Origin of the sequence: Streptomyces cacaoi (assembly GCF_006539165.1) — a bacterium.
Classification (GTDB): Bacteria; Actinomycetota; Actinomycetes; order Streptomycetales; family Streptomycetaceae; genus Streptomyces; species Streptomyces cacaoi.
In genome coordinates, this window is record NZ_BJMM01000074.1 from 1 (window position 1) to 21,280 (window position 21,280).

Consider the following 21,280-nt stretch of genomic DNA (forward strand, 5'->3'; position numbering starts at 1 on the left):
GCCACACCCCTACCCGCCCCCACACCAACGCCAATCCTGACCCGGCCCGACCCCGACTTATCACACCAACTCCCGCTCTGCGTACATGCGTTCACTCGTCCAGGCGGACGTCCCCGGCATCGGCGGGTACGCCACCGACCGGGCTCCACGTTCCCGGCATGGTCACTTCCCGACACGAGACAGCGCACCGGATCTTCCAGGAACGTCCGGCGCTGCTCGCCCCCACCTTCCGGCTGCTCGGGGTCACGCTGCCGGAGGACGCGAGCGTCGAGGTGCTCACCCCGGACGCCACCGAACTCAAACCCCTCGAACGCCGGCCGGACAGCGTGCTGCGCCTGTCCCCGCGCGACGGCAGCCCTCCGACGATGCTCGCCATCGAGGCCCAGAGCCGCCCGGACACCGACAAGGCCGTCAGCTGGGCCTACTACCTCGCGTTCCTGGAGGCGAAGAACGGCTGCCCGGCCCTGCTGGTCGTCGTCTGCCAGGACAAGGAGACCGCGGAGTGGGCCTCGGGCCCCTTCGACCTCGGCCCGCACGACTGGAACACCCTCACCGTGCGCCCCCTCGTCCTCGGCCCCGGCAACGTGCCCGTGATCCTCGACCCGGAGGAGGCCGAACAGGATCTCCCGATGGCCACCTTCGCGGCGATGACACATGGCAGAAGCGCCGACGCTCCGGCGATACTGGAAGCCCTCGCCATCGCGCTCGGCCGCTCCGACACCGCGTCGCTGCACTACTACTCGGAACTGTTGGAAACCGGCCTGGGGAACATCCCCGCCCGGCAGACCTGGAGGAACCTCATGAAGAACGGCAGCTACTTCCCCGGCCGGGGGACGCTCGTCGAGGAGACGTACCTGGAGGGCAAGGCGAAAGGCGAGGCTGGGACGACTGCCGCAGCCGTGTTGCAGGTGCTCCGGATGCGCGGTGTCCCGGTGTCCGCCGAGGAAGAGGCACGGATCACCACCCACGCGGACCCCGCCCTCCTCAACGAGTGGCTGAACCGCGCCCTCCGCATCGACCGGGCCGAAGACCTCTTCACCCATGCCCCGGCCACGGAGAAGACACCCCGGGCCGACGACTGACGGCTCGCCCCGGGGCCGGGCAGGGCCGCCCCGGGACGCCGTTCACCAGGGCAGGTCGCGCAGTTCCTGGACGCACAGGACGAGGAACAGGAGCGCGGACAGGGCGAGGAGGGTGTTGCTGAGCCAGCCGTTGCGCCATTCACGGGGTGTGCGGGTGGAGTTGAGCATCCACAGCAGGGTGAGCGCGAGGAACGGCATGAAGAAGGCGCCGAGGACGCCGTAGGCGATGACGAGGCCGAACGGCTGGTCGAGGAAGAGCAGGGCCATCGGCGGGAAGGTCAGCCACAGCAGGTAGCCGCGGAAGGGCCAGGAGCGCTCGGCGTCACCGCGTGCCACCTCGCTGACGCCCCCGTCGGCCGTGCCGGCACGTGCGGCGCGCAACCGCTCGACGAAGTCGGAGAACATCAGGCTCACGCCGTGCCACACCCCGACCAGCGAGGAGAACGAGGCGGCGAAGAAGCCGACGAGGAAGAGCGTGGAGGTGAACCGGCCGAAGCGCTGTTCCAGTACCTCGTCGAGGTCGAGCAGCCCCTTGTCGCCGGAGGCCAGCGCCGTGTGGGAGGCGTGCAGCAGTTCGGCGCCGATGATCAGCATGGCGACGACGAAGACACCGGTGGTGACGTAGGCGACGCGGTTGTCGAGGCGCATCATCCGCATCCAGCCGCTGTCGGTCCACCCCTTGGCGTTGATCCAGTAGCCGTAGGCGGCCATGGTGATCGTCCCGCCGACGCCGCCGACCAGGCCCAGGGTGTAGACGATGGAGCCGGACGGCAGCACGGGCAGCAGCCCGGCGAAGGCGTCCGGCAGGTCGGGCGCCACCCGGACGGCCACGTAGACGACGACCACGAACATGACGCCGACGAAGACCATCATGATCTTCTCGACGATGGCGTAGCGGTTCGTCCACACGAACAGCAGCCCGACGAGTCCGGTGAGGATGGCCCACCACTTCAGCCCCAGCACGTCCGGGAAGAGCGCCTGGAGGGGCAGCGCCGAGGACGACATGGCCGTCGCGCCGTACACGAAGCCCCAGAGCACGACGTACACGGCGAAGTACACCGTCGTCCAGGGGCCGAGGCTGCGCCAGCCGTCGAAGATGGTGCGGCCCGTCGCCAGGTGCCAGCGGCCGGTCGCCTCGGCGAGCGCGATCTTGACGATGCAGCCGACGACGGCCGCCCACAGCAGCGTGTAACCGAACTTGCTGCCCGCGATGAGCGTCGCGACGAGATCGCCGGCTCCGACGCCCGTCGCGGCCACGACGATGCCGGGGCCGATCATCTTCCAACTCGGTGTGCGGACAGGTGGGTTGGCGCCCCCGGTCGTGGGGGTCGCGTCGTGCGTCGACATGCCGTGCCGCCTTCGCCGTGCGCAGTGTTCCGTCCGGGTTCTCCCAGGCCGGGCGGTGGGTGCCGCCCGCGCATGTAACCCCGCCGGGACGGGTGGCACAAGGGGTGTGCGGGAGACGGACGGGGCGGCCCGCAACGCCCCCTCCCGGCCGTCGAGTTGACGCGCCACCCCTTGACATCCCCATTGGTCTGGACCACCTTGTACGGCGCAACCGCACCACCACCCTCCGCACCCCCCATCGCACGCACCCTCCACCCACCCCCACACACCCCCACACCGGAGGCACTCGTGGCACGCGTCAGACCAGCACAGGAACCCACGTCCCACCGCCGCAGGACGCTGCGGACCCGTACCGTGGCCGCCCTCGCCACCACCGCGCTCGCCGCCGCCACCGCCCTGTTCGCGACGGGCACGGCGTCGGCCGACGTGAGCGGCGGCGCGACGGCGGCCCGCCCCGGCCCGCACGTCGGCGCCTCACAGGTACCGGCGCACGCGGTCACCGGGTACTGGCAGAACTTCGACAACGGCGCGACGGTGCAGACCCTCGCGGACGTCCAGGACGAGTACGACATCATCGCGGTGGCCTTCGCCGAGGCGACCACCACGGCCGGGCAGGTCGACTTCGCGGTGGACCCGGCGCTCGGCTACTCCGAGGACCAGTTCAAGAAGGACGTCGCGGCCAAGCAGGCCGACGGCAAGTCGGTGATCCTCTCCGTCGGCGGCGAGAAGGGCGCCGTCTCGGTGAGCGACGACGCCTCGGCGGACGCCTTCGCCGACAGCATCGTGAAGCTGATGGACGAGTACGGCTTCGACGGCGTCGACATCGACCTGGAGAACGGCCTCAACGCGACGTACATGACGAAGGCGCTGAAGTCGATCCACGACGCGAAGAGCGATGTGGTGGTCACGATGGCGCCGCAGACGGTCGACATGCAGTCGCCGGAGAACGACTACTTCAAGACGGCCCTGAACATCAAGGACTTCCTGACCGTCGTCAACATGCAGTACTACAACAGCGGTTCGATGAACGGCTGCGACGGCAAGGTGTACTCCTCGGGCACCGTCGACTTCCTCACGGCGCTCGCCTGCGTCCAGATCAAGGGCGGCCTCGACCCGTCGCAGGTGGGCCTGGGCACCCCGGCGTCGTCGAACGCGGCCGGTTCCGGGTACGTGGAGCCGGGCGTGGTCAACGACGCGCTGGACTGCCTGGCCAAGGGCGAGAAGTGCGGCAGCTTCACCCCGGACGAGAAGTGGCCGGGCATCCGCGGGGCGATGGCCTGGTCCACCGCCTGGGACGCGGCGAACGGCAACTCCTGGTCGAGCACGGTCGGTCCGCACGTGCACGGCATGTCCTGACGCGGCCCGCCGTGGCGGCCTCCGGCACCGGGGCGCCGCCACGGCACCACGCGCACCGCGCACACACCGCGCCCCCGCGGCGGCGGGGCCTGGACCGGCGGGTCCGGGGCTCCACCGCCGCGGGGGCACTCGTGTGCGTACGTACCGGGCGCTCGCATGTGCCCGCATCCGCGTGTTCGTGCGCGTACGCGCCGGGTGACGCCCGTGCGTACGCGCCGGGTGACGTGCACGTGTGCGCGCCGGGGCCCCGGCCGAGGCCGTGACTCCGGCGCGCACCGTTCACAAGGCCCGTTCTACGGGCCGGGGTTCACGGGTCCCGGCGTACCGAGCAGGACCCGCGGCCCGTACGGCCCGCTCACGGCTTAGGCAGGGTGCAGCCCTCCCGGCCGAGGTCCAGCTGGTTGCCGTCGCCGATGCAGGCGGCGAGGAGGTACGTCTGCTGCCCGTAGCCGATCCCCTCGCGCACGGTGACCTCGCCGTTCTCGTCGACCTCGCACGGGTTGTTCATCGTGCACTCCTGGCCGTTCTCGTTGCGCGTGTTGTTCACGCCGACGACCTTGCCGGTGGCGTCGTCGACGACCGGCGAGCCCGAAGTGCCGCCCTTGGTCTGGCACTCGGCGGTGTAGCGGATCGAGTCCTTCATCGTCCAGTCGGCTTCCTTGAGCGTGGGGACGAAGCCGTCGACGGCGCAGGAGTAGGTCTCCTTCCAGTACCCGGACACGACGGTGATGTCCTTGCCCTGTTCGGGGTGGGCCGCCTCCAGGTCCAGCGGCTTGACGCCGAACTGCGACTCGATGTCGGCGTAGCTGGAGCCGACCTCGTACAGCGAGACGTCGGTGTCCGTCATCGTCGCGTACGCGATCTTGGTGGCCTTGATCGTTCCGGCGTCGCCGCCGTCGTCCTTGAGCAGCGTGAAACTGCGGCTGGACGGCTGGTCGGTGATGACCTCACCGGCCCCCGGCATGCCCTCCTCCAGGCAGTGCCCGTTGGACAGGACGAGCGCGGGGTCGTCCGGCTGCGAGTCCGGCATCCGCACCACGGAGCCGGAACAGTTGCTGAGCGCGACGGTGCCCTCGAACCCGGGCGCCGCCGCGGGCTTGTGGGCGGATGCGCCGGAGTCCTCAGCGGTGGCTGCGGTGGCCGGCGACGTGACGAGTCCGGTGAACGCGGCGGCGCCGAAGAACGCCGCGGCGAGCGAACCGACGAGAGGTCTTTTCATGTGGGGGTTTCCTCTCCGGGTACCGAAGGTCTTCCGGTTGGGACGCCGTGCATTCTTGGCCCGGAGACCGGTCCCCCACAAGAGTGAGCGCACCACCGGTAACACACGCCCCACGCGGGGGTGTTGAGGCGCGTGCCACGGCGGTACGGCCCCGCCCACGCGATGTCCGCCCGGCGTCCACCCGGCGTCCGCGCGGCGCCTGCCCGGTGTCTGCCCGGTGTCTGCGCCGCGCCCGCCGGACAGGTGCGCGCCGTCTACACGACGAGCGAGACGAGCGCCGCCACCACGAACCCGGCGACCGACAGGACGGATTCGAGCACCGTCCAGGACTTGAGGGTGTCGCGCTCGGAGATCCCGAAGTACTTGGCGACCATCCAGAACCCGCCGTCGTTGACGTGCGAGGCGAAGATGGAACCCGCCGAGATCGCCATGATGACGAGCGCCACGTGCGCCTGCGAGGGGTCGCTCTGGGCGAGCAGCGGGGCGACGATCCCGGCGGTGGTGACGATGGCGACCGTCGCGGAGCCCTGTGCCACCCGCAGCACCACGGAGATCAGATAGGCGAGCAGGATCACCGGCAGCCCGGCGTCCCCGAAGACGTCGGCGAGCGCCTGTGCCACGCCCGAACCCTGGAGCACGGCACCGAAGATGCCGCCCGCGCCGACCACCAGCAGGATGTTGCCGACGGGCTTGAGCGAAGAGGTCGAGACGGTCTCCAGCGCCTTGCGGCTCCAGCCCCTGCGCAGCCCCAGCAGCCAGTACGCCAGCAGCAGCGCGACCGTGAGCGCCACGAAGGGGTGGCCGATGAACTCGATCACCGAGCGCCCGGTGGAGGGGTCCAGCGCGATCGAGGAGAACGTGGCGGCGAGGATCAGCACCAGCGGCGTGCCGATGATCGTCAGGACGGTGCCGACGCCGACGGGGTGCTCGTCGCCCTCCCGGCCGGCCGCGCGCTGCTCGGCGACGACGGCCTTCTTGGCCTCCTCGGCGGCCTCCAGCATCTCCTGCGGGACCTCGACGAACACCCGCTTGCCGATCCACGCGGCGTACGCCCAGCCGGCCAGCACGGCGGGGATGCCGCACACGATGCCCATCAGGATGATCCAGCCCAGGTCCACCTTCAGCAGACCGGCGGCGGCGACGGGCCCGGGGTGCGGCGGCAGGAACGCGTGCGTCATGGACAGGCCGGCCAGCATCGGCATGCAGTACAGCAGCACGGACTTGCCGCTGCGCTTGGCCGCGGCGTAGACGATCGGCGCCAGGACGAAGATGCCGACGTCGAAGAAGACGGGGATGCCGAACAGCAGACCGGTCAGCCCCATGGCCAGCGGGGCGCGGCGCTCCCCGAACAGGCCCAGCAGCCGCGCCGAGAGGGCCTCGGCGCCCCCGCTGACCTCCAGGATCGCGCCGAGCATCGTGCCCAGCCCGATGATGACGGCGACATGGCCGAGGATCCCGCCCATCCCGGACTCGATCATCGAGACGGCGTCGGAGTTCTGGACGGTGCCGAAGAGTTCGGTGACGGACAGGCCCGCGCTCAGCCCGACCGCGATGGACACCGCGAGCAGCGCCACGAACGGCTGGAGCCGGACCTTGATGATCAGGAACAGCAGAAGGACGATCCCGAGGGCCGCGACGGTCAGCAGACCCCCGGTCCCGGGTATGAGCGCGAGCAGTCCGCCCGTGTGCGGCGGCCCCTCCTCGGACGCACCGGCGGCGAGGTGCCGGACGGGCTGGGAGAGCTGCGAGAACTCTGAGACCTGGGAGAGCTGCGCAGACGGGGAGAACTGTGGGAGCTGGGAGAACTGGGAGAACATGGAAAACCTCGTCGTTTCCCGTGGGTTGTGGCCCGCTGTGCGGCCGGGGGCGGCCGCGGGCCCGGAAGGTGGCCCGGAGGGTCCCGGTGCGGACCGGGCGGGCAGCGCTCGTCCCCGCGGCGCCCGGTGCGGGCTGGGCCGCGGCAGCGGCGGGGAGGAGTGACGGGGAGAAGCCCGGCCGGCCGCCAGGGGGCGCGGCGTACGGCGGGCGGGCGGCACCGGGGGCGCCCCGGGCCCGGGCGGGCCGTCACAGGTCTGCGACGGGACGCCCTGCGCGGGGCGGTGCGGGGCGGCGCGGTGCCGTGGGGGCGGCGGGGCGGACCGGATCGGTGGTGGCCCGCCCCGGGCCGCCCGGGGTGCGCGGTGGGGTCGTCGGCGGGGAGCCCGGTGGGGCCGTCAGCCGAGGACGGCGAGCGCGTCGATCTCGACGAGCAGCCCGGCGGGGAGACCGACGTAGACGGTCGTCCGGGCGGCCGGGGCCTCCTGGAGGGAGGCGAAGTACTCGTTGTAGATCTCGTTGAACTCGGCGAAGTGCGCGGTGTCGGTCAGATAGACGCGGAGCATCATCGCGTCCTCCCAACCGGCGCCGCCCTCCTTGAGGATGGCCTCGACGTTGGCGAGCGTCTGGAGGGTCTGCTCGCGCAGTCCGGGGCCCACCGGCGTGGGTGCCTGGCCCTCGACGGCCGGGCCGAACCCGACCTGTCCGGCCACCTGGAGGATGTTGCCCTTGCGGACGCCGTGCGAGAACTTCGCCGGAGGCGTGGTGTGGGTCGCGGGTGTGAGTGCGGTCTTGGTCAGCTTCTCGCTCATGGTGCTGCTTTCTTGGAGGATTTTCTGGGTGGTGGGGGGTTCGGGGACACGGACGGGGACGGGGACACGGACGGGGACGCACCGGCGGGCCCGGGGAACCCACCGGCCGGGGCGCCGGGGGGAGGCTGCCCCGCGTACTCCGCGCTGATCGCCTCGGCGGTGCGCCGGACGAGAGGCAGCAGGCCGAGGAGTTCCTCGGCGGAGACGACGACGTTCGGCGCGGACACCGACATCGCCGCCACCGCCCGCCCGTCGGCTCCCCTGACGGGCGCCGCGACGCAGTTGATGGACTCCTCGTGGCCGCCCAGATCGGTGGCCCAGCCCTGTTCGCGCACCTTCGCCAGCTCGGCGAGGAACGCGGCGGGGCCGGACGTCGAACGGGAGGTGTAGCGGGGGTAGTCGAGCCGTTCGGCCACGGCGCGGCGCTCGGGCTCGGGCAGATCGGCGAGGAGCAGCTTGGCCACGGCGGCGACGGTGATCGCCACGGGCTTGCCGATGCGCGAGTACATCCGCACCGGGTAGCGGCTCTCGACCTTGTCGATGTAGAGCACCTCGTCCTCCTCGTACACGGCGAGGTGCACGGTGTGCCCGCAGGCCGCGTTGAGTTCGGCGAGGTAGGGGTGGGCGATCTCGCGGATGTCGAGGTTCTCCACGGCCTCCTGCGCGAGCGCGAACAGCCGTGCGCCCAGCCGGTAGCGCTGGTCGGGCTGCCGGTGGACGATGCCGTGCTCGTGCAGGGTGCGCAGCAGGCGCAGCGCCGTCGACTTGTGCACCTGGAGGCGGCCGGCGACCTGCTCCAGGTTCGCCGGGCCCTCGGCCAGCAGCGGCAGAATGCTCAGCGCCCGGTCCACGGTCTGGCTCATGCGGGGCCCGTCCTTCGCCCCGGGGCCTCGCGGGTCACCCGGACCTCCCGGGGCCCCCGGGCCCCTCGGACGTCCCGGATCTCTCCGGCGAACTGCCCCTGCCGGGTACGGGAACTGCTCATACGGAAGGCACCTCCGGCTCCTCTCCCTGCGCGCCGTCGCGGCCCCGCGTCGTCCAGCCGGGGCCCAGCCGCAGTCTCTCCCACGCCGCGTCGTCCAGGGCCACCAGGCGGTCGGCGTGCTCGCGGGTGCAGGGCACGGCGAGGTCGCCGGGCACGGTGAGGGCGGCGGCAGCGGTCACGTGCCCGTGCCGCAGCCGGTCGCGGACGGGCAGACCGCGCAGCGTCGCGGCGAGGAATCCGGCGGCGAAGGCGTCGCCGGCACCGACCGGGGAGACGACGTCCACGCGCGGCGCGGCGGCGAAGACGGCGGGCCCGTCCCCGACGAACGCGGTGGCGCCGGCGCCGCCCTGCTTGACGACGAGCACCCCGGGCTCGGGCAGCGCCCGGCGGACGGCGTCGGGGCCGCCGTCGACACCCCAGGCGGCGGCCGCCTCGTCCTCGCCGACGAAGACGAGGTCGCAGCCGCGGGCGAGGTCGAGCAGCACCGCGGGCCCGGCGGCGGCCGGTTCCCGACGCCACAGGTCCACGCGGTAGTTGACGTCGAAGGAGACGAGCGGGCCGCCGGCGGCGCGCTCCCCGGTGAGGGCCCGCATCAGCGCGAGGCAGTCGGCGGAGAGCGCGGCGGTGATGCCGGTCAGGTGCAGCACGCGGCCGGCGGTGAGCGCGGCGTGCGGCATGTTCGCCGGCGACATGGCGGAGGCGGCGGAGCCGGCGCGGTAGTAGACGACCTCGGACAGCGGCTGTGCGCCGTCGGGCGCGGCCGGCTCCCCGGTGGGGCGTTCGCCGTCGGTGCGGAAGTAGACGCCGGTCGGGCGGACGGGGTCGCGCTGGACGGCGGCGACGTCGACGCCGTGCGCGGCGACGGTGCGCACCAGGTGCTCGCCGAAGCCGTCGGCGCCGACCCGGCTCACCCACCGCGCCCGGTACCCGGCCCGGGCCAGCGCACAGGCCACGTTGGACTCGGCGCCGCCGATGGACCGGTCGAAGGAGGGCACGTCGGCCAGCGGGCCGGGCCGCCCGGGCAGGAACGTGATCATGGACTCGCCCAGGCAGACGACGTCGACGTCGCAGGTGGTGTCCACGATCCGTACAGCTCCTCGGGGGTCGTCCACGGCCGCCGTGCGGCGGTCCGCGGGGGGTGTCCGGCTCCATTGACCGGCGTTCGGCGGGATGCTAGACAGCTACGAGCGTCATACGCAATGGGCGTTGCACAAGCTGCAACAAGATTTCCGTCCGGACCGCACGCCCCGCTCCCGCCCCCTCGCTTCCACGGAGAGACCCACATGGCCGCCCCCGACGCCGCCGCTCCCTTCGCCGCCCCCGCCGCCGCCGTGACGGCCGCCGCCGCGCGGATCGCCGACGAGCCCGCCGACCACCGCTTCAAGGGCCTCCCGCCGGACACGGCGACCGGAGCGAGCACCCTCGGCGCCCTCGCGGCCGAGCGCCGCAACCTGTTCACCGGCGGCTTCCCCACCCCGTGCATCGCCCTGTCCGCCGAGCGGCTGGAGCACAACCTGGCCGCGTTGGAGAGCTTCACCGCGCGCCACGGACTGGCCTTCGCCCCGCACGGCAAGACCTCCATGGCGCCGCAGCTGTTCGCCCGCCAACTGGAGCACGGCGCCTGGGGCATCACCCTCGCCGTGCCCCACCAGGTGTGGGTGGCACGGGCGTTCGGCGTCCCGCGGATCTTCCTGGCGAACGAGCTGGTCGACGCGGCGGCGCTGCGCCGGATCTCCGCCGACCTCGACGCCGACCCGGACTTCCGCTTCCTGTGCTACGTCGACTCCGTGCGCGGCGTGGCCCTCATGGACGAGGCGCTGCGCGCGGCCGGGGCCCGCCGGCCCGTGGACGTCGTCGTCGAACTCGGCGCGGGCGAGGGAGCCCGCACCGGCGCGCGCACCGAGGCCGAGTGCGCCGCCGTCGCGGACGCGGTCGCCGCCACCGGCACCCTGCGGCTGGCGGGCGTGGCCGGCTACGAGGGCGAAGTCCCCGGCGCCGACCCGGAGTCGGTCCGCTCCTGGCTGGACCGGCTCACCGCGCTGGCCGCCGCCTTCGACGCGGAGGGCCGGTTCGCCGGGCTGGAGGAGATCGTGGTGAGCGCCGGCGGCAGCGCCTGGTTCGACGCCGTCGCCGACGCCTTCGGCGCCCTGCCCCCGCTCTCGGCTCCCGTGCTGCCGCTGCTGCGCTCCGGCGCCTACGTCTCGCACGACGAGGGCCACTACCGCGCCCTGACCCCGTTCAACCGCGTCCCGGACGAGGGAGGGCTCCAGGCCGCGATCACCCTGTGGGCCCAGGTCGTCTCCCGGCCCGAGCCCGGCCAGGCGTTCGTCAACGCCGGCAAGCGGGACGCCGCCTACGACCTGCACCTGCCCACCGCGCACACCGTCCGGGGCGCCGACGGCCGTACCCGCCCCGCCGACGGCATCACCGTCACCTCCGCCAGCGACCAGCACCTGTGGCTGCGCACCGACGAGCAGACCCCCGTCGAGGTGGGCGACTGGATCGGCTTCGGCATGTCCCACCCGTGCACGATGTTCGACAAGTGGCAGCTGCTGCCCGTCGTCACCGCCGACGGCACGGTCACCGACCTCGTCCGCACCTACTTCTGACCGCACCGCACGCCCCGGAAGGCACCGCATGGATCTCGTCATCCGTGACGCCACCGTCGTCGACGGCACCGCCACCACTCCCTACCGCGCCGATGTCGCCGTCGCCGACGGCCGTATCGCCCACATCGCCCCCGAGGGCACGCCCCGCCCGAGCGCGCCGAGCACCCTGGACGCCGACGGCCTCGCCCTGTCCCCCGGCTTCATCGACATGCACGCCCACTCCGACCTGGCCGTGCTGCGCGACCCCGACCACTCGGCGAAGGCCGCGCAGGGCGTCACCCTGGAGGTGCTCGGCCAGGACGGGCTCTCCTACGCGCCCGTGGACGACACCACGCTCGCCGCCGTCCGCGAGGCCATCACCGGCTGGAACGGCGGAGCACCGGGCGACGAGCGGATCGACTTCGACTGGCGCACCGTCGGCGAGTACCTGGACCGCATCGACCGGCAGGGCACCGCCGTCAACGCCGCCTACCTCGTCCCGCAGGGCTCGGTACGCATGCTCGCCGTCGGCTGGGACGACCGCCCCGCCACCGCCGGCGAACTGGCCCGGATGAAGCAGCTGGTCGCCGAGGGCATGGAGCAGGGCGCCTTCGGCATGTCCTCCGGGCTCACCTACACGCCCGGCATGTACGCCTCCGACGCCGAACTGACCGAACTGTGCCGGGTGGTGGCCGCGCACGGCGGCTACTACTGCCCGCACCACCGCAGTTACGGCGCGGGCGCACTGGAGGCGTACGCGGAGATGGTGCAGCTGACCCGCGAGGCCGGCTGCGCCCTGCATCTGGCCCACGCCACCATGAACTTCGGCGTCAACAAGGGCCGCGGCGGCGAACTGCTGTCCCTGCTGGACGCCGCGCTCGACGAGGGCGCCGACATCACCCTCGACACCTATCCGTACACCCCCGGCTGCACCACCCTGGTCGCCATGCTGCCCAGCTGGGCCAACGAGGGCGGCCCGGAGGCCACGCTCGCCCGGCTCGCCGACGAGGAGACCTGCGCCCGGATCCGGCACGTGATGGAGGTCGAGGGCGCCGACGGCTGCCACGGCGTGCCCATCGAGTGGGACGCCATCGAGATCTCCGGCGTCAACGACCCGGAGCTGTCGGAGTACATCGGCCGCACGGTCGCCGCCTCGGCCGCCGCCCGCGGCGAGGAGCCGTTCACCACGGCCCGCCGGCTGCTGATCGAGGACCGGCTCGGCCCGACGATCCTCCAGCACGTCGGCCACGAGGAGAACGTCCGCGCGATCATGCGCCACCGGGTGCACACCGGAGGCAGCGACGGCATCCTCCAGGGCGCCAAGCCCCACCCCCGCGCCTACGGCACCTTCCCCCGCTATCTCGGCCACTACGTACGGGAGTTGGGCGTGCTCTCCCTCCCCGAGTGCGTGGCCCATCTGACCGCACGCCCCGCCGCCCGGCTCGGCCTGCGCGACCGCGGCCTGGTCCGCGAGGGGTACCGCGCCGACCTCGTCCTGTTCGACCCGGACACCGTCGCCGCCGGCTCCACCTTCGAGGCGCCGCGCACCCTGCCCACGGGCATCCCGCACGTCCTGGTCGACGGCCGCCCCGTCATCGAGGACGGCCACCGCACCGACACCCTCCCGGGCCGCGCCCTCCGCCACAACCGCCCCTGACGGCCCCGGCGCACGAACGCGGCCCCGGTCACTCGCCGGGGTCGCGCACCGGGAAATCCGAGGTGTCGACCGTCAACCGCTCTCCGGTCGCGAGAGTGAGAGTGACCGGATCCCCGTAAGCGATCTCACGCCGCTTGGCATATCCGGTCGCGACCGGCTCGGTCAGCACCGTGCACATCCGCTTGAACGGGTCGGCGATCACGTAGCAGTCCACGCCGAACCGGCCGTACTTGCGCACGTTGCGGACGTAGTCCTTCTCGTCGTCGGGCTCGGAGGTCACCTCGACGACGGCGAGGACGTCGATGCAGTCGTAGGTCTGCCCGTGCCGCCCCGCGCCGTCGGCGACGATGGTCAGGTCGGGCGCCGCGTCGTTCTCCCCCGGGAACCGTACGAGCACGTCCCCGAAGATCCGTTCCCGTGCGATGTCGGCTGCCTTCGCGGCCGCGTGCACCTCGAGCACGGTCCAGTACTGCTCAGGGCTCTGCGGGGTCATGATCACGGTCCCGTCGAAGATCTCGACCTTGTATCCCTCGGGTACGGCTCCGCGCGCGAGCAGATCGTCCATCACCGTCACGTCGGCCACCTCCTGGTGCCATTATGCCGGGGCGGAAGCCCCTAGGTGTGCTGGTAGGCGACCAGGGAGATACCCACGTAGTGGACGACGAAGGCGGCCAGGGTGAACGAGTGGAAGACCTCGTGGAAGCCGAACCAGCGCGGTGACGGGTTGGGGCGCTTGATGCCGTAGATGACGCCGCCGGCGCTGTAGAGCAGCCCCCCGACGATCACGCAGACGAGCACCGCGATCCCGCCGGTGCGCAGGAAGTCGGGCAGGAAGAAGACGGCGGCCCAGCCCATGGCGATGTAGCAGGGCGTGTACAGCCAGCGCGGGGCGCCGACCCACAGCACCCGGAAGGCGATGCCGACCGCGGCGGCGGCCCAGATCCCCCACAGCAGCAGGGCCCGCCGCCCGTCGGGCAGCAGCAGGATCGTCAGCGGCGTATAGGTGCCGGCGATGATCAGGAAGATGTTGGCGTGGTCGAGGCGCCGCAGCACCGCGCTGACGCGGGGGCTCCAGTCACCGCGGTGGTAGAGGGCGCTGATACCGAAGAGCAGGCAGGCCGTCAACGTGTAGACGGCGCAGGCGATCCGGCCGCGGGTGCTGCCGGCCAGCGCGGTGAGGAAGACGCCGGAGATCAGGACCGCGGGGAACATCCCTGCGTGCAGCCAGCCGCGCAGCCGGGGTTTGAGCACCTGTGCCGCGGTGGCGGCCGAGGCGGACAGCCGGGCGGTCGTGCCGCGCGGTGCGGCCCCTTGCGGGGCGTCCCCCGGGGCCGACGAGGCCGGCGGGACGGGCGGGGCCGACGACGGGGTCGAGGGCGCGGAGTCACTCATCGCGCCATCGTACCTATGACTTACGGGTCCGTAGGTTACGGGCTTCTTGCACCCCGTCACCGGTGTCACGGTACCCCCGCCGCCGGCCACCCTCCGCACGGACGTGGTGACGGACACACGGTTCCCATCTGGACAGATGCCCCGTAGGCTCGCATGATCAGATGAGCACAAGCGGCACCGGATGAGCGATCCTCAGCCACGAAAGCATCCGGGTCGCGGCCCCCAAGGGGCGCGCTGACAACCGAAGAAAAGCGGATACATGTGCCTGTGTCCGCCCCATACCCTCAACTTTGTCTGGAGCAATCGTGGCGCGCAGTTCTGCGGCTCCCTCCCCCTCCTCCGCCCCGCGCGAGCAGGAGTCCCCCTCGTCGACCCCCTCCACCGCACCCACCCGCCATCGCGAACTCCGCGCGTGGGTGGACGAGATCGCCGCCCTCACCGAACCGGACCGCGTCGTGTGGTGCGACGGCTCCGAGGCGGAGTACGAGCGCCTGTGCGAAGAGCTGGTGGCCAAGGGCACGTTCACCGCGCTGGACCCCGTCAAGCGCCCCAACTCCTACTACGCCGCCTCCGATCCGTCGGACGTCGCCCGCGTCGAGGACCGCACCTTCATCTGCTCCGAGAAGGAGGAGGACGCCGGCCCGACCAACCACTGGAAGGACCCCGCGGAGATGCGGGAGATCTTCAGCGGCGAGCAGGGCATCTTCCGCGGCGCGATGCGCGGCCGCACGATGTACGTCGTGCCCTTCTGCATGGGCCCGCTCGGCTCCCCGCTCTCCGCGCTCGGCGTCGAGATCACCGACTCCGCCTACGTCGCCGTCTCCATGCGCACCATGACCCGTATGGGACAGCCCGTCCTCGACGAACTGGGCGAGGACGGCTTCTTCGTCAAGGCCGTGCACACCCTGGGCGCGCCCCTCGCCGAGGGCGAGCAGGACGTGCCCTGGCCGTGCAACTCCACCAAGTACATCTCGCACTTCCCCGAGACCCGGGAGATCTGGTCGTTCGGCTCGGGCTACGGCGGCAACGCCCTGCTGGGCAAGAAGTGTTACGCGCTGCGCATCGCCTCCGTCATGGCGCGCGACGAGGGCTGGCTGGCCGAGCACATGCTCGTGCTGAAGCTGACGCCGCCGCGCGGCGAGGCCAAGTACGTGGCGGCGGCGTTCCCTTCGGCCTGCGGCAAGACGAACCTGGCCATGCTGGAGCCGACCATCCCGGGCTGGACGGTCGAGACGATCGGCGACGACATCGCCTGGATGCGCTTCGGCGAGGACGGCCGGCTCTACGCCATCAACCCGGAGGCCGGGTTCTTCGGCGTGGCCCCCGGCACCGGCGAGCACACCAACGCCAACGCCATGAAGACCCTGTGGGGCAACTCGGTCTTCACCAACGTCGCGCTCACCGAGGACGGCGACGTGTGGTGGGAGGGCATGACCGAGGAGAAGCCCGAGCGGCTCACCGACTGGAAGGGCAACCCGTGGACGCCCGAGTCGCCGACCCCGGCCGCCCACCCCAACGCCCGCTTCACGGTGCCCGCAGGCCAGTGCCCGATCATCGCGCCCGAGTGGGAGGACCCGCGGGGCGTGCCGATCTCGGCGATCCTCTTCGGCGGGCGCCGGGCCACCGCCGTGCCGCTGGTCACCGAGTCCTTCGACTGGCAGCACGGCGTCTTCCTCGGCGCCAACGTGGCCAGCGAGAAGACGGCCGCCGCCGAGGGCAAGGTCGGTGAACTGCGCCGCGACCCGTTCGCGATGCTGCCGTTCTGCGGCTACAACATGGGCGACTACTTCGCCCACTGGCTGCGGGTCGGCGAGGGCGCCGACGCCGCGAAGCTGCCGAAGATCTACTACGTCAACTGGTTCAAGAAGGGCGACGACGGCCGGTTCGTCTGGCCCGGGTTCGGCGAGAACGGCCGGGTGCTCAAGTGGATCGTCGAGCGGCTCGACGGCTCGGCCGGCGGCGTCGAGACGCCCATCGGCATCCTGCCGCGCACGGAGGACCTGGACACCGAGGGCCTCCGACTGTCCGACGCCGAGCTGGAGTTCCTCCTCGACGTGGACCGCGAGGTCTGGCGCGACGAGGCCGCGCTCATCCCCGCCCACCTGGAGACCTTCGGCGAGCACACGCCCAAGGCCCTGTGGGACGAGTACCGCGCCCTCGTCGAACGCCTCGGCTGAGCCGGGCGCACGGCCGGAGGTCCGCCCGGGCCTCCGGCCGCGTCAGGCCGGTACGGGTGCCTCGGACGACTCGTGGACGCGCAGCCGGCCGGCCGCCAGCTCGGCGGCGGCCTCGTCACCCCGCGAGGTGGCGACGGACAGCGCGTTCCCGGCCAGCCGCCGCGCACGCGTGTGCAGCGACGCGATGTGCGCGGCCCCGGCGCTGCGCCGGGACGGCTCGGCGCGCAGCGGCGCCCGCCCGGACAGCCGCTCCACGTGCGCGGCCAGCTCCCGCGCCGCGTCCTCCAGGGCCGGTTCGGGCGCGAGGACGCGCAGTTCGTCGGTGACGGTCAGCAGGGCGGTCAGATGCCCGGCGAGCCGGATGTCCAGCTCCTCCTGGCGGGTGCGCCGCGGCAGATCCCGGAGGGTGGATTCGGCCACGGTGTGGATCGAGGCGGTGCGGATCGGTTCATACATGGACGGCCTCCCGACTGGTGCTCTCAGGAAACCATCTTACCTTGGACGAAGTCTAAAGTTGTGCCGGATTCACGGACGGCCGGTCCGTGGCGGCTCAGTGCTGTGCGTAGCCGTCCAGGAACGTCCCGATGCGGGTCACGGCGTCCGTCAGCTCGTCGACGTTCGGCAGGTTGACGATCCGGAAGTGGTCGGGCTCGGGCCAGTTGAAGCCCGTGCCGTGCACGATCATGATCTTCTCGGCCCGCAGCAGATCGATCACCATCTGCCGGTCGTCCTTGATCTTGTACACGTCCGGGTCCAGCCGCGGGAACGCGTAGATGGCGCCCTTCGGCTTCACACAGCTCACCCCGGGGATGCTGGTCAGCAGCGCGTACGCGGCGTCCCGCTGCTCGCGCAGCCGCCCGCCGGGCAGCACGAGATCCTCGATCGTCTGCCGGCCGCCGAGCGCCGCGGCCACCGCGTGCTGGGCCGGCACATTGGCGCACAGCCGCATGTTGGCGAGGATCGTCAGCCCCTCGATGTAGCTGTCGGCGTGCGACTTCGGGCCGCAGACCGCCAGCCAGCCGCTGCGGTAGCCGGCGACCCGGTAGGACTTCGACAGCCCGTTGAACGTCAGCGTCATCAGATCGGGCGCGACGAGCGTGGTCGGGGTGTGCGTCGCCCCGTCGTAGAGGATCTTGTCGTAGATCTCGTCGGAGCAGACGACGAGGCCGTGCCGGCGCGCGATGTCGGTGAGCCCGCGCAGCATCTCCTCGTCGTAGACGGCGCCCGTCGGATTGTTCGGGTTGATGATCACCAGCGCCTTCGTCCGGTCGGTGACCTTCCGCTCGATGTCCGCCAGGTCCGGCATCCAGTCGGACTGCTCGTCGCAGCGGTAGTGCACGGCCGTGCCGCCGGCCAGGGAGACGGACGCCGTCCACAGCGGGTAGTCGGGCGCGGGCACCAGCACCTCGTCGCCGTCGTCCAGCAGCGCCTGCATGGACATCTGGATCAGCTCGGAGACGCCGTTGCCGAGGTAGATGTCCTCGACGGACAGGTCGACACCGCGCGTCTGGTAGTGCTGCATCACCGCGCGGCGGGCGGACAGCAGGCCCTTGGCGTCGCCGTAGCCGTGCGCGGTGCCGACGTTGCGCAGCATGTCCTCCAGGATCTCCTGGGGGCACTCGAAGCCGAACGCCGCCGGATTGCCGGTGTTCAGCTTGAGGATGCGGTGGCCCGCCGCCTCCAGCCGCATCGCCTCCTCCAGGACCGGGCCCCGGATCTCGTAACAGACATTGGCGAGCTTCGTCGACTGGATGACCTGCATGGCGCAACCTTACGGGCGCACTTGACGGCGTGGGCCGCCGAGGCTGTGTTTTCGCTCACCACGCACGCCCGGCACATCCGGCGCCCGCGTCGCACGGGCGAAGCGCCGGAAACCGGCACGCGGCCGTCGGCTGACACGGACATGGCCAGGTCAGGCGCCATGGCCGAGAATGGGGAACATGGCCCCCGCACGCACCCGACCCGCTCACTCCGCCACCACCGACGCAGCCGTTCCCCCCGGCAGGCCGGGGCTGCGCGAGCGGAAGAAGATCCAGACCCGTCGTGCCATCCGCAGCACCGCCTACCGGCTGTTCCAGGAACAGGGGTACGACGCCACACCCGTCGACCAGATCGCCGAGGAGGCCGAGGTCTCCCCCAGCACCGTCTTCCGCTACTTCCCCACCAAGGAAGACATCGTGCTGACCGACGAGTACGACGCGGTGATGGAGGAGGCGCTGCGCGAGCGGCCCCCGCACGAACCGCCCGTCACCGCGCTGCGCGAGGCGCTGTTCCACTCGCTCGACGGCATCTACCGGGCGAACGCCCGGGAGACGGTGCAGCGCATCGGGCTCGTCCGGGAGGTGCCCGCGCTGCGCGGGCGGCTCGGGGAGCACTCGCTCCAGACGAAGAAGGTGCTGCTGCGCGCGCTCTCGGAGCGCACCGGCCGCCCGGTGGACGACATCGAGCTGCGCATCGTCACCGGCGCCATGCTGTGCGCGCTCACCGAGGCCCTCTACGACTGGGCGGACTCCGGCGGCGACGGCGGCCTCGACGCCCTGCGCACGCTGGTCTCCCGCGCCCTGCACACCCTGGAACGCGGCCTGACGCTGTGAACCCGGACCGGTGAGCCGGCCGGACAGGCGCCGGCTCAGCGCACGGCACGGTGCCGGTGCGGGCCGTGCCGTCCGGCCCCGTCCAGCTCGGCGGCCAGCGCCTCCACCGCGGTCACCAGGCCGAGGCACGAGCTGAGCGCGCGGGCGCGCACCGGCGAGACGCCCCCGGGCGCCGCCGTGTCGCCGATCCAGGCGAGCCCGCTGGAGGAGGCGAGCGTGTCGAAGACCTCGCACAGCGCGCCCGGACGCACCGGCTCCCCACCGCCCGCGGCCTCCGCCAGCGCGGCCAGCCGCTCCCGCACGGGACCGGCCAACTCGGCCGTCTCCGGCACCACTTCGTCCTCCCGCACGGGCAGGTGCTCGGTGAGCACGGACGTGGCGTGCCCGAGGTCGGCCACGGCGACCGTGATCCGCCGCAGCTCCGGCTCGGACCACCGCGCCCGGTGGCTCCGCGGCTCGTGCGCGAGATGGGCGACGGCCTCGTCCAGCTCCTCGCGGGCCTGCCGCACCGCGCCGCGCAGCGTCTCCAGCTCGCCGCGGTCCAGGGCGGCCACATCGGCGTACCCGGTCAGCACGGCCGACAGCAGCCGCCCCTCCTCCCGCAGCCGGCGGGCGAGCAGCGCGGGGACCCGGTGGTGGTGCCAGGTCGGCAGCAGCAGAAAGATCACCAGGGCGATGAGGGCGCCGAGCAGGGTGTCGGCCGGTCTGCCGAAGGCCACCGCCTCCTGCGCGGTGCCCGTGCGGTGGATGAGGAAGACGAGCCACGCCGTCAGCACCAGGTTCAGCACGTGCTGCCCGGTCCGCAGCAGCGCGAAGGTCACGGCGGAGAACACCACGACGGCGACGGCGAGCGCACCGTGGCTCCAGGGCAGCTGGAGCAGTCCCCAGGCCAGAAGGCCGCCGACGATGGACCCGGCCGGCCGGCTCCAGGCCCGCGCGAAGGTGTGCTCGTAGTCCGGGAAGAGCACCAGCATCGTGGTGAGCGCGGCCCAGAACCCGTGCGCCGGCAGCCCGTGCCCCCAGAAGTCCCCGACCGCCCGTCCCGCGGCCTCGGCCACGGTCGTCCCCACGCCCAGCCGGACGGCGTGCCGGAACAGCGGCGCCCCCGGCCGCAGCGCCTGACCGAGCCGCCGCGCGCCGCCCACGGCGGGCCCCGCCCCGGCGTACAGCCCCGCCACCTCGGTGTGCGGCACGGCCTGCTCACCCCGGCGCGACCCCAGCTCCAGCCCCGCGAGCCGCTCGGCCTCCCGCAGCTTCGGCAACAGCCCCCGCGCGGCAGGGCCCTGCCACCGGTCCGGCTCGGCCCGGGCCCCCGCCGGTGCGGGCCGCGCCCGCGGGTCCCCGACGGCGCGGGCGACGTCGTCGAGCCCGTCGGCCAGCACGGACCAGGGCACATCGGGCGCACCCGAGGCCGCGTAGAGCGCCCGCCGGATGCGCTCGGCCTCCCCGAGCAGCCCGAAGAGCGGGGCGGCGGCCGGCCGCGCGAACTGCGGCAGCAGCCCGAGCGCCGTCCGGGCGGCGGTGAAGGCCGTGGACGCGGCGCGCCCGCTGCCCGGCGCCGCGGCCTCCTCCCGCGCGAACCCGGCCAGAAAGCGGTAGACGTCGGCGAGCTTCCGGCGCTGCGCGGCATAGCGCCGCCCGTACGGCGGCAGCAGCTGCACGAGCACGACGAGCCCGGCACCGGCCGCGATCCACCGCGTCATCTCCAGGCCGGCGTCGACGCCCGGCGAGATGTCCGCCGTGATCAGCATCCCGACGACCACCAGACAGGCCCGGATCCCCGCGGCCGCCCCCAGCGCGCGCCACACCCCCGCCCAGAACGCGGCCGGCGCGAGGACGAGCAGGAACCACCAGTGGACGGGCTGGAGCAGCACACCGACGGTGACGGCGGCGCTGAACGCGAACGCCATCACGAAGGCGTTGACGACCCGGTGCCGCAGGGGTGTCAGCAGGGTGCCGATCCCGCAGATGAAGGCGCCGACGCTCATCATCGTCGTCGCCAGCACGTCGTCGAGGAGCCGGCCGATGACGGCCCCGACGGTCACCGCGAGCACCGCCCGCGCCAGGGCCCACGGATCGGCGAAGGCCCGCTCCGTCCTGAACGCATTGCGCACGGTGTGCCCGAGCGAGCTCACCCAACCCATGTACTCACGCTCTCCACAACACCACCCCACCGCAATACATGTACCGTACACCTAACCCCACACCGAACAGGCCCGATATGCGCACCCGGGCACCCTGTAGCGGGGGTCTCCT

General features: G+C 72.5%; 17 protein-coding genes. 6 read left to right on the top strand and 11 right to left on the bottom strand.

Annotated elements, in window-relative coordinates:
* Positions 1-158 precede the first annotated feature (158 nt).
* Positions 159-1,082 (top strand): hypothetical protein, encoded by a 924-nt coding sequence (locus tag SCA03_RS32370; protein ID WP_086818422.1) that lies wholly within the window; start codon positions 159-161, stop codon positions 1,080-1,082.
* A 42-nt stretch (positions 1,083-1,124) separates the two neighbouring features.
* Here the strand turns inward: SCA03_RS32370 and SCA03_RS32375 are convergent, their stop codons facing one another.
* Positions 1,125-2,429: an Nramp family divalent metal transporter gene (locus tag SCA03_RS32375; RefSeq protein ID WP_030892874.1), complete on the bottom strand. Its 1,305-nt coding sequence runs from the start codon at positions 2,427-2,429 to the stop codon at positions 1,125-1,127.
* Between the two features lie 288 nt (positions 2,430-2,717).
* Here SCA03_RS32375 and SCA03_RS32380 point away from each other — a divergent pair, with 288 nt between their 5' ends.
* Complete coding sequence (locus tag SCA03_RS32380; RefSeq protein ID WP_051847131.1) at positions 2,718-3,785, top strand: chitinase; 1,068 nt, start codon at positions 2,718-2,720, stop codon at positions 3,783-3,785.
* A gap of 355 nt (positions 3,786-4,140) precedes the next feature.
* Here the strand turns inward: SCA03_RS32380 and SCA03_RS32385 are convergent, their stop codons facing one another.
* From SCA03_RS32385 to SCA03_RS32405, 5 genes are all read right to left on the bottom strand, one after another.
* Positions 4,141-5,004 carry a S1 family peptidase gene (locus SCA03_RS32385; protein WP_030888570.1) on the bottom strand — a complete coding sequence of 288 codons (864 nt, stop codon included), beginning with the start codon at positions 5,002-5,004 and terminating at the stop codon, positions 4,141-4,143.
* A 254-nt stretch (positions 5,005-5,258) separates the two neighbouring features.
* Positions 5,259-6,821: a GntP family permease gene (locus SCA03_RS32390; RefSeq protein WP_230989058.1), complete on the bottom strand. Its 1,563-nt coding sequence runs from the start codon at positions 6,819-6,821 to the stop codon at positions 5,259-5,261.
* Positions 6,822-7,217: 396 nt separating this feature from the next.
* Positions 7,218-7,631, bottom strand: a complete 414-nt coding sequence (locus SCA03_RS32395; RefSeq protein WP_030888566.1) for a RidA family protein — start codon at positions 7,629-7,631, stop codon at positions 7,218-7,220.
* Positions 7,628-8,494 (bottom strand): IclR family transcriptional regulator, encoded by an 867-nt coding sequence (locus SCA03_RS32400; RefSeq protein WP_170223866.1) that lies wholly within the window; start codon positions 8,492-8,494, stop codon positions 7,628-7,630. The genes SCA03_RS32395 and SCA03_RS32400 overlap by 4 nt, the downstream gene beginning before the upstream one ends.
* A 118-nt stretch (positions 8,495-8,612) precedes the next feature.
* Positions 8,613-9,698 (bottom strand): sugar kinase, encoded by a 1,086-nt coding sequence (locus SCA03_RS32405; RefSeq protein WP_086818415.1) that lies wholly within the window; start codon positions 9,696-9,698, stop codon positions 8,613-8,615.
* Positions 9,699-9,899: 201 nt separating this feature from the next.
* Here SCA03_RS32405 and SCA03_RS32410 point away from each other — a divergent pair, with 201 nt between their 5' ends.
* Together SCA03_RS32410 and SCA03_RS32415 are read left to right on the top strand one after the other, a co-directional pair.
* Positions 9,900-11,225: a type III PLP-dependent enzyme domain-containing protein gene (locus SCA03_RS32410; RefSeq protein WP_141275818.1), complete on the top strand. Its 1,326-nt coding sequence runs from the start codon at positions 9,900-9,902 to the stop codon at positions 11,223-11,225.
* A 28-nt stretch (positions 11,226-11,253) separates the two neighbouring features.
* Positions 11,254-12,861 carry an N-acyl-D-amino-acid deacylase family protein gene (locus SCA03_RS32415; RefSeq protein ID WP_030888555.1) on the top strand — a complete coding sequence of 536 codons (1,608 nt, stop codon included), beginning with the start codon at positions 11,254-11,256 and terminating at the stop codon, positions 12,859-12,861.
* Between the two features lie 28 nt (positions 12,862-12,889).
* On the opposite strand, the gene SCA03_RS32420 is transcribed toward SCA03_RS32415, so the two are convergent.
* Together SCA03_RS32420 and trhA are read right to left on the bottom strand one after the other, a co-directional pair.
* Positions 12,890-13,426 carry a Uma2 family endonuclease gene (locus SCA03_RS32420; protein WP_086815290.1) on the bottom strand — a complete coding sequence of 179 codons (537 nt, stop codon included), beginning with the start codon at positions 13,424-13,426 and terminating at the stop codon, positions 12,890-12,892.
* Between the two features lie 50 nt (positions 13,427-13,476).
* Positions 13,477-14,253 carry a PAQR family membrane homeostasis protein TrhA gene (gene trhA, locus SCA03_RS32425; RefSeq protein ID WP_269145214.1) on the bottom strand — a complete coding sequence of 259 codons (777 nt, stop codon included), beginning with the start codon at positions 14,251-14,253 and terminating at the stop codon, positions 13,477-13,479.
* Between the two features lie 305 nt (positions 14,254-14,558).
* On the opposite strand from trhA, the gene SCA03_RS32430 reads away from it, so the two are divergent.
* Positions 14,559-16,430: a phosphoenolpyruvate carboxykinase (GTP) gene (locus SCA03_RS32430; RefSeq protein ID WP_141275819.1), complete on the top strand. Its 1,872-nt coding sequence runs from the start codon at positions 14,559-14,561 to the stop codon at positions 16,428-16,430.
* 42 nt (positions 16,431-16,472) lie between these two features.
* On the opposite strand, the gene SCA03_RS32435 is transcribed toward SCA03_RS32430, so the two are convergent.
* Positions 16,473-16,886, bottom strand: coding sequence for an SCO4983 family protein (locus SCA03_RS32435; protein ID WP_030888529.1), 414 nt, complete (start codon positions 16,884-16,886; stop codon positions 16,473-16,475).
* Between the two features lie 94 nt (positions 16,887-16,980).
* Positions 16,981-18,192 carry a pyridoxal phosphate-dependent aminotransferase gene (locus SCA03_RS32440; protein WP_030888526.1) on the bottom strand — a complete coding sequence of 404 codons (1,212 nt, stop codon included), beginning with the start codon at positions 18,190-18,192 and terminating at the stop codon, positions 16,981-16,983.
* 178 nt (positions 18,193-18,370) lie between these two features.
* Here SCA03_RS32440 and SCA03_RS32445 point away from each other — a divergent pair, with 178 nt between their 5' ends.
* On the top strand, positions 18,371-19,024 hold the full coding sequence (locus SCA03_RS32445; RefSeq protein ID WP_030888523.1) for a TetR/AcrR family transcriptional regulator: 654 nt from the start codon (positions 18,371-18,373) through the stop codon (positions 19,022-19,024).
* A 35-nt stretch (positions 19,025-19,059) separates the two neighbouring features.
* Here the strand turns inward: SCA03_RS32445 and SCA03_RS32450 are convergent, their stop codons facing one another.
* Positions 19,060-21,168, bottom strand: a complete 2,109-nt coding sequence (locus tag SCA03_RS32450) for an FUSC family protein (protein WP_086815034.1) — start codon at positions 21,166-21,168, stop codon at positions 19,060-19,062.
* Positions 21,169-21,280 lie beyond the last annotated feature (112 nt).

Bases quoted from the DNA above. Each gene is read 5' to 3' on its own strand.
- SCA03_RS32370 (WP_086818422.1), top strand. From the start codon at position 159: ATGGTCACTTCCCGACACGAGACAGCGCACCGGATCTTCCAGGAACGT.
- SCA03_RS32375 (WP_030892874.1), bottom strand. From the start codon at position 2,429: ATGTCGACGCACGACGCGACCCCCACGACCGGGGGCGCCAACCCACCT.
- SCA03_RS32385 (WP_030888570.1), bottom strand. From the start codon at position 5,004: ATGAAAAGACCTCTCGTCGGTTCGCTCGCCGCGGCGTTCTTCGGCGCC.
- SCA03_RS32390 (WP_230989058.1), bottom strand. From the start codon at position 6,821: ATGTTCTCCCAGTTCTCCCAGCTCCCACAGTTCTCCCCGTCTGCGCAG.
- SCA03_RS32395 (WP_030888566.1), bottom strand. From the start codon at position 7,631: ATGAGCGAGAAGCTGACCAAGACCGCACTCACACCCGCGACCCACACC.
- SCA03_RS32400 (WP_170223866.1), bottom strand. From the start codon at position 8,494: ATGAGCCAGACCGTGGACCGGGCGCTGAGCATTCTGCCGCTGCTGGCC.
- SCA03_RS32410 (WP_141275818.1), top strand. From the start codon at position 9,900: ATGGCCGCCCCCGACGCCGCCGCTCCCTTCGCCGCCCCCGCCGCCGCC.
- SCA03_RS32415 (WP_030888555.1), top strand. From the start codon at position 11,254: ATGGATCTCGTCATCCGTGACGCCACCGTCGTCGACGGCACCGCCACC.
- SCA03_RS32420 (WP_086815290.1), bottom strand. From the start codon at position 13,426: ATGGACGATCTGCTCGCGCGCGGAGCCGTACCCGAGGGATACAAGGTC.
- trhA (WP_269145214.1), bottom strand. From the start codon at position 14,253: ATGAGTGACTCCGCGCCCTCGACCCCGTCGTCGGCCCCGCCCGTCCCG.
- SCA03_RS32435 (WP_030888529.1), bottom strand. From the start codon at position 16,886: ATGTATGAACCGATCCGCACCGCCTCGATCCACACCGTGGCCGAATCC.
- SCA03_RS32440 (WP_030888526.1), bottom strand. From the start codon at position 18,192: ATGCAGGTCATCCAGTCGACGAAGCTCGCCAATGTCTGTTACGAGATC.
- SCA03_RS32445 (WP_030888523.1), top strand. From the start codon at position 18,371: ATGGCCCCCGCACGCACCCGACCCGCTCACTCCGCCACCACCGACGCA.
- SCA03_RS32450 (WP_086815034.1), bottom strand. From the start codon at position 21,168: ATGGGTTGGGTGAGCTCGCTCGGGCACACCGTGCGCAATGCGTTCAGG.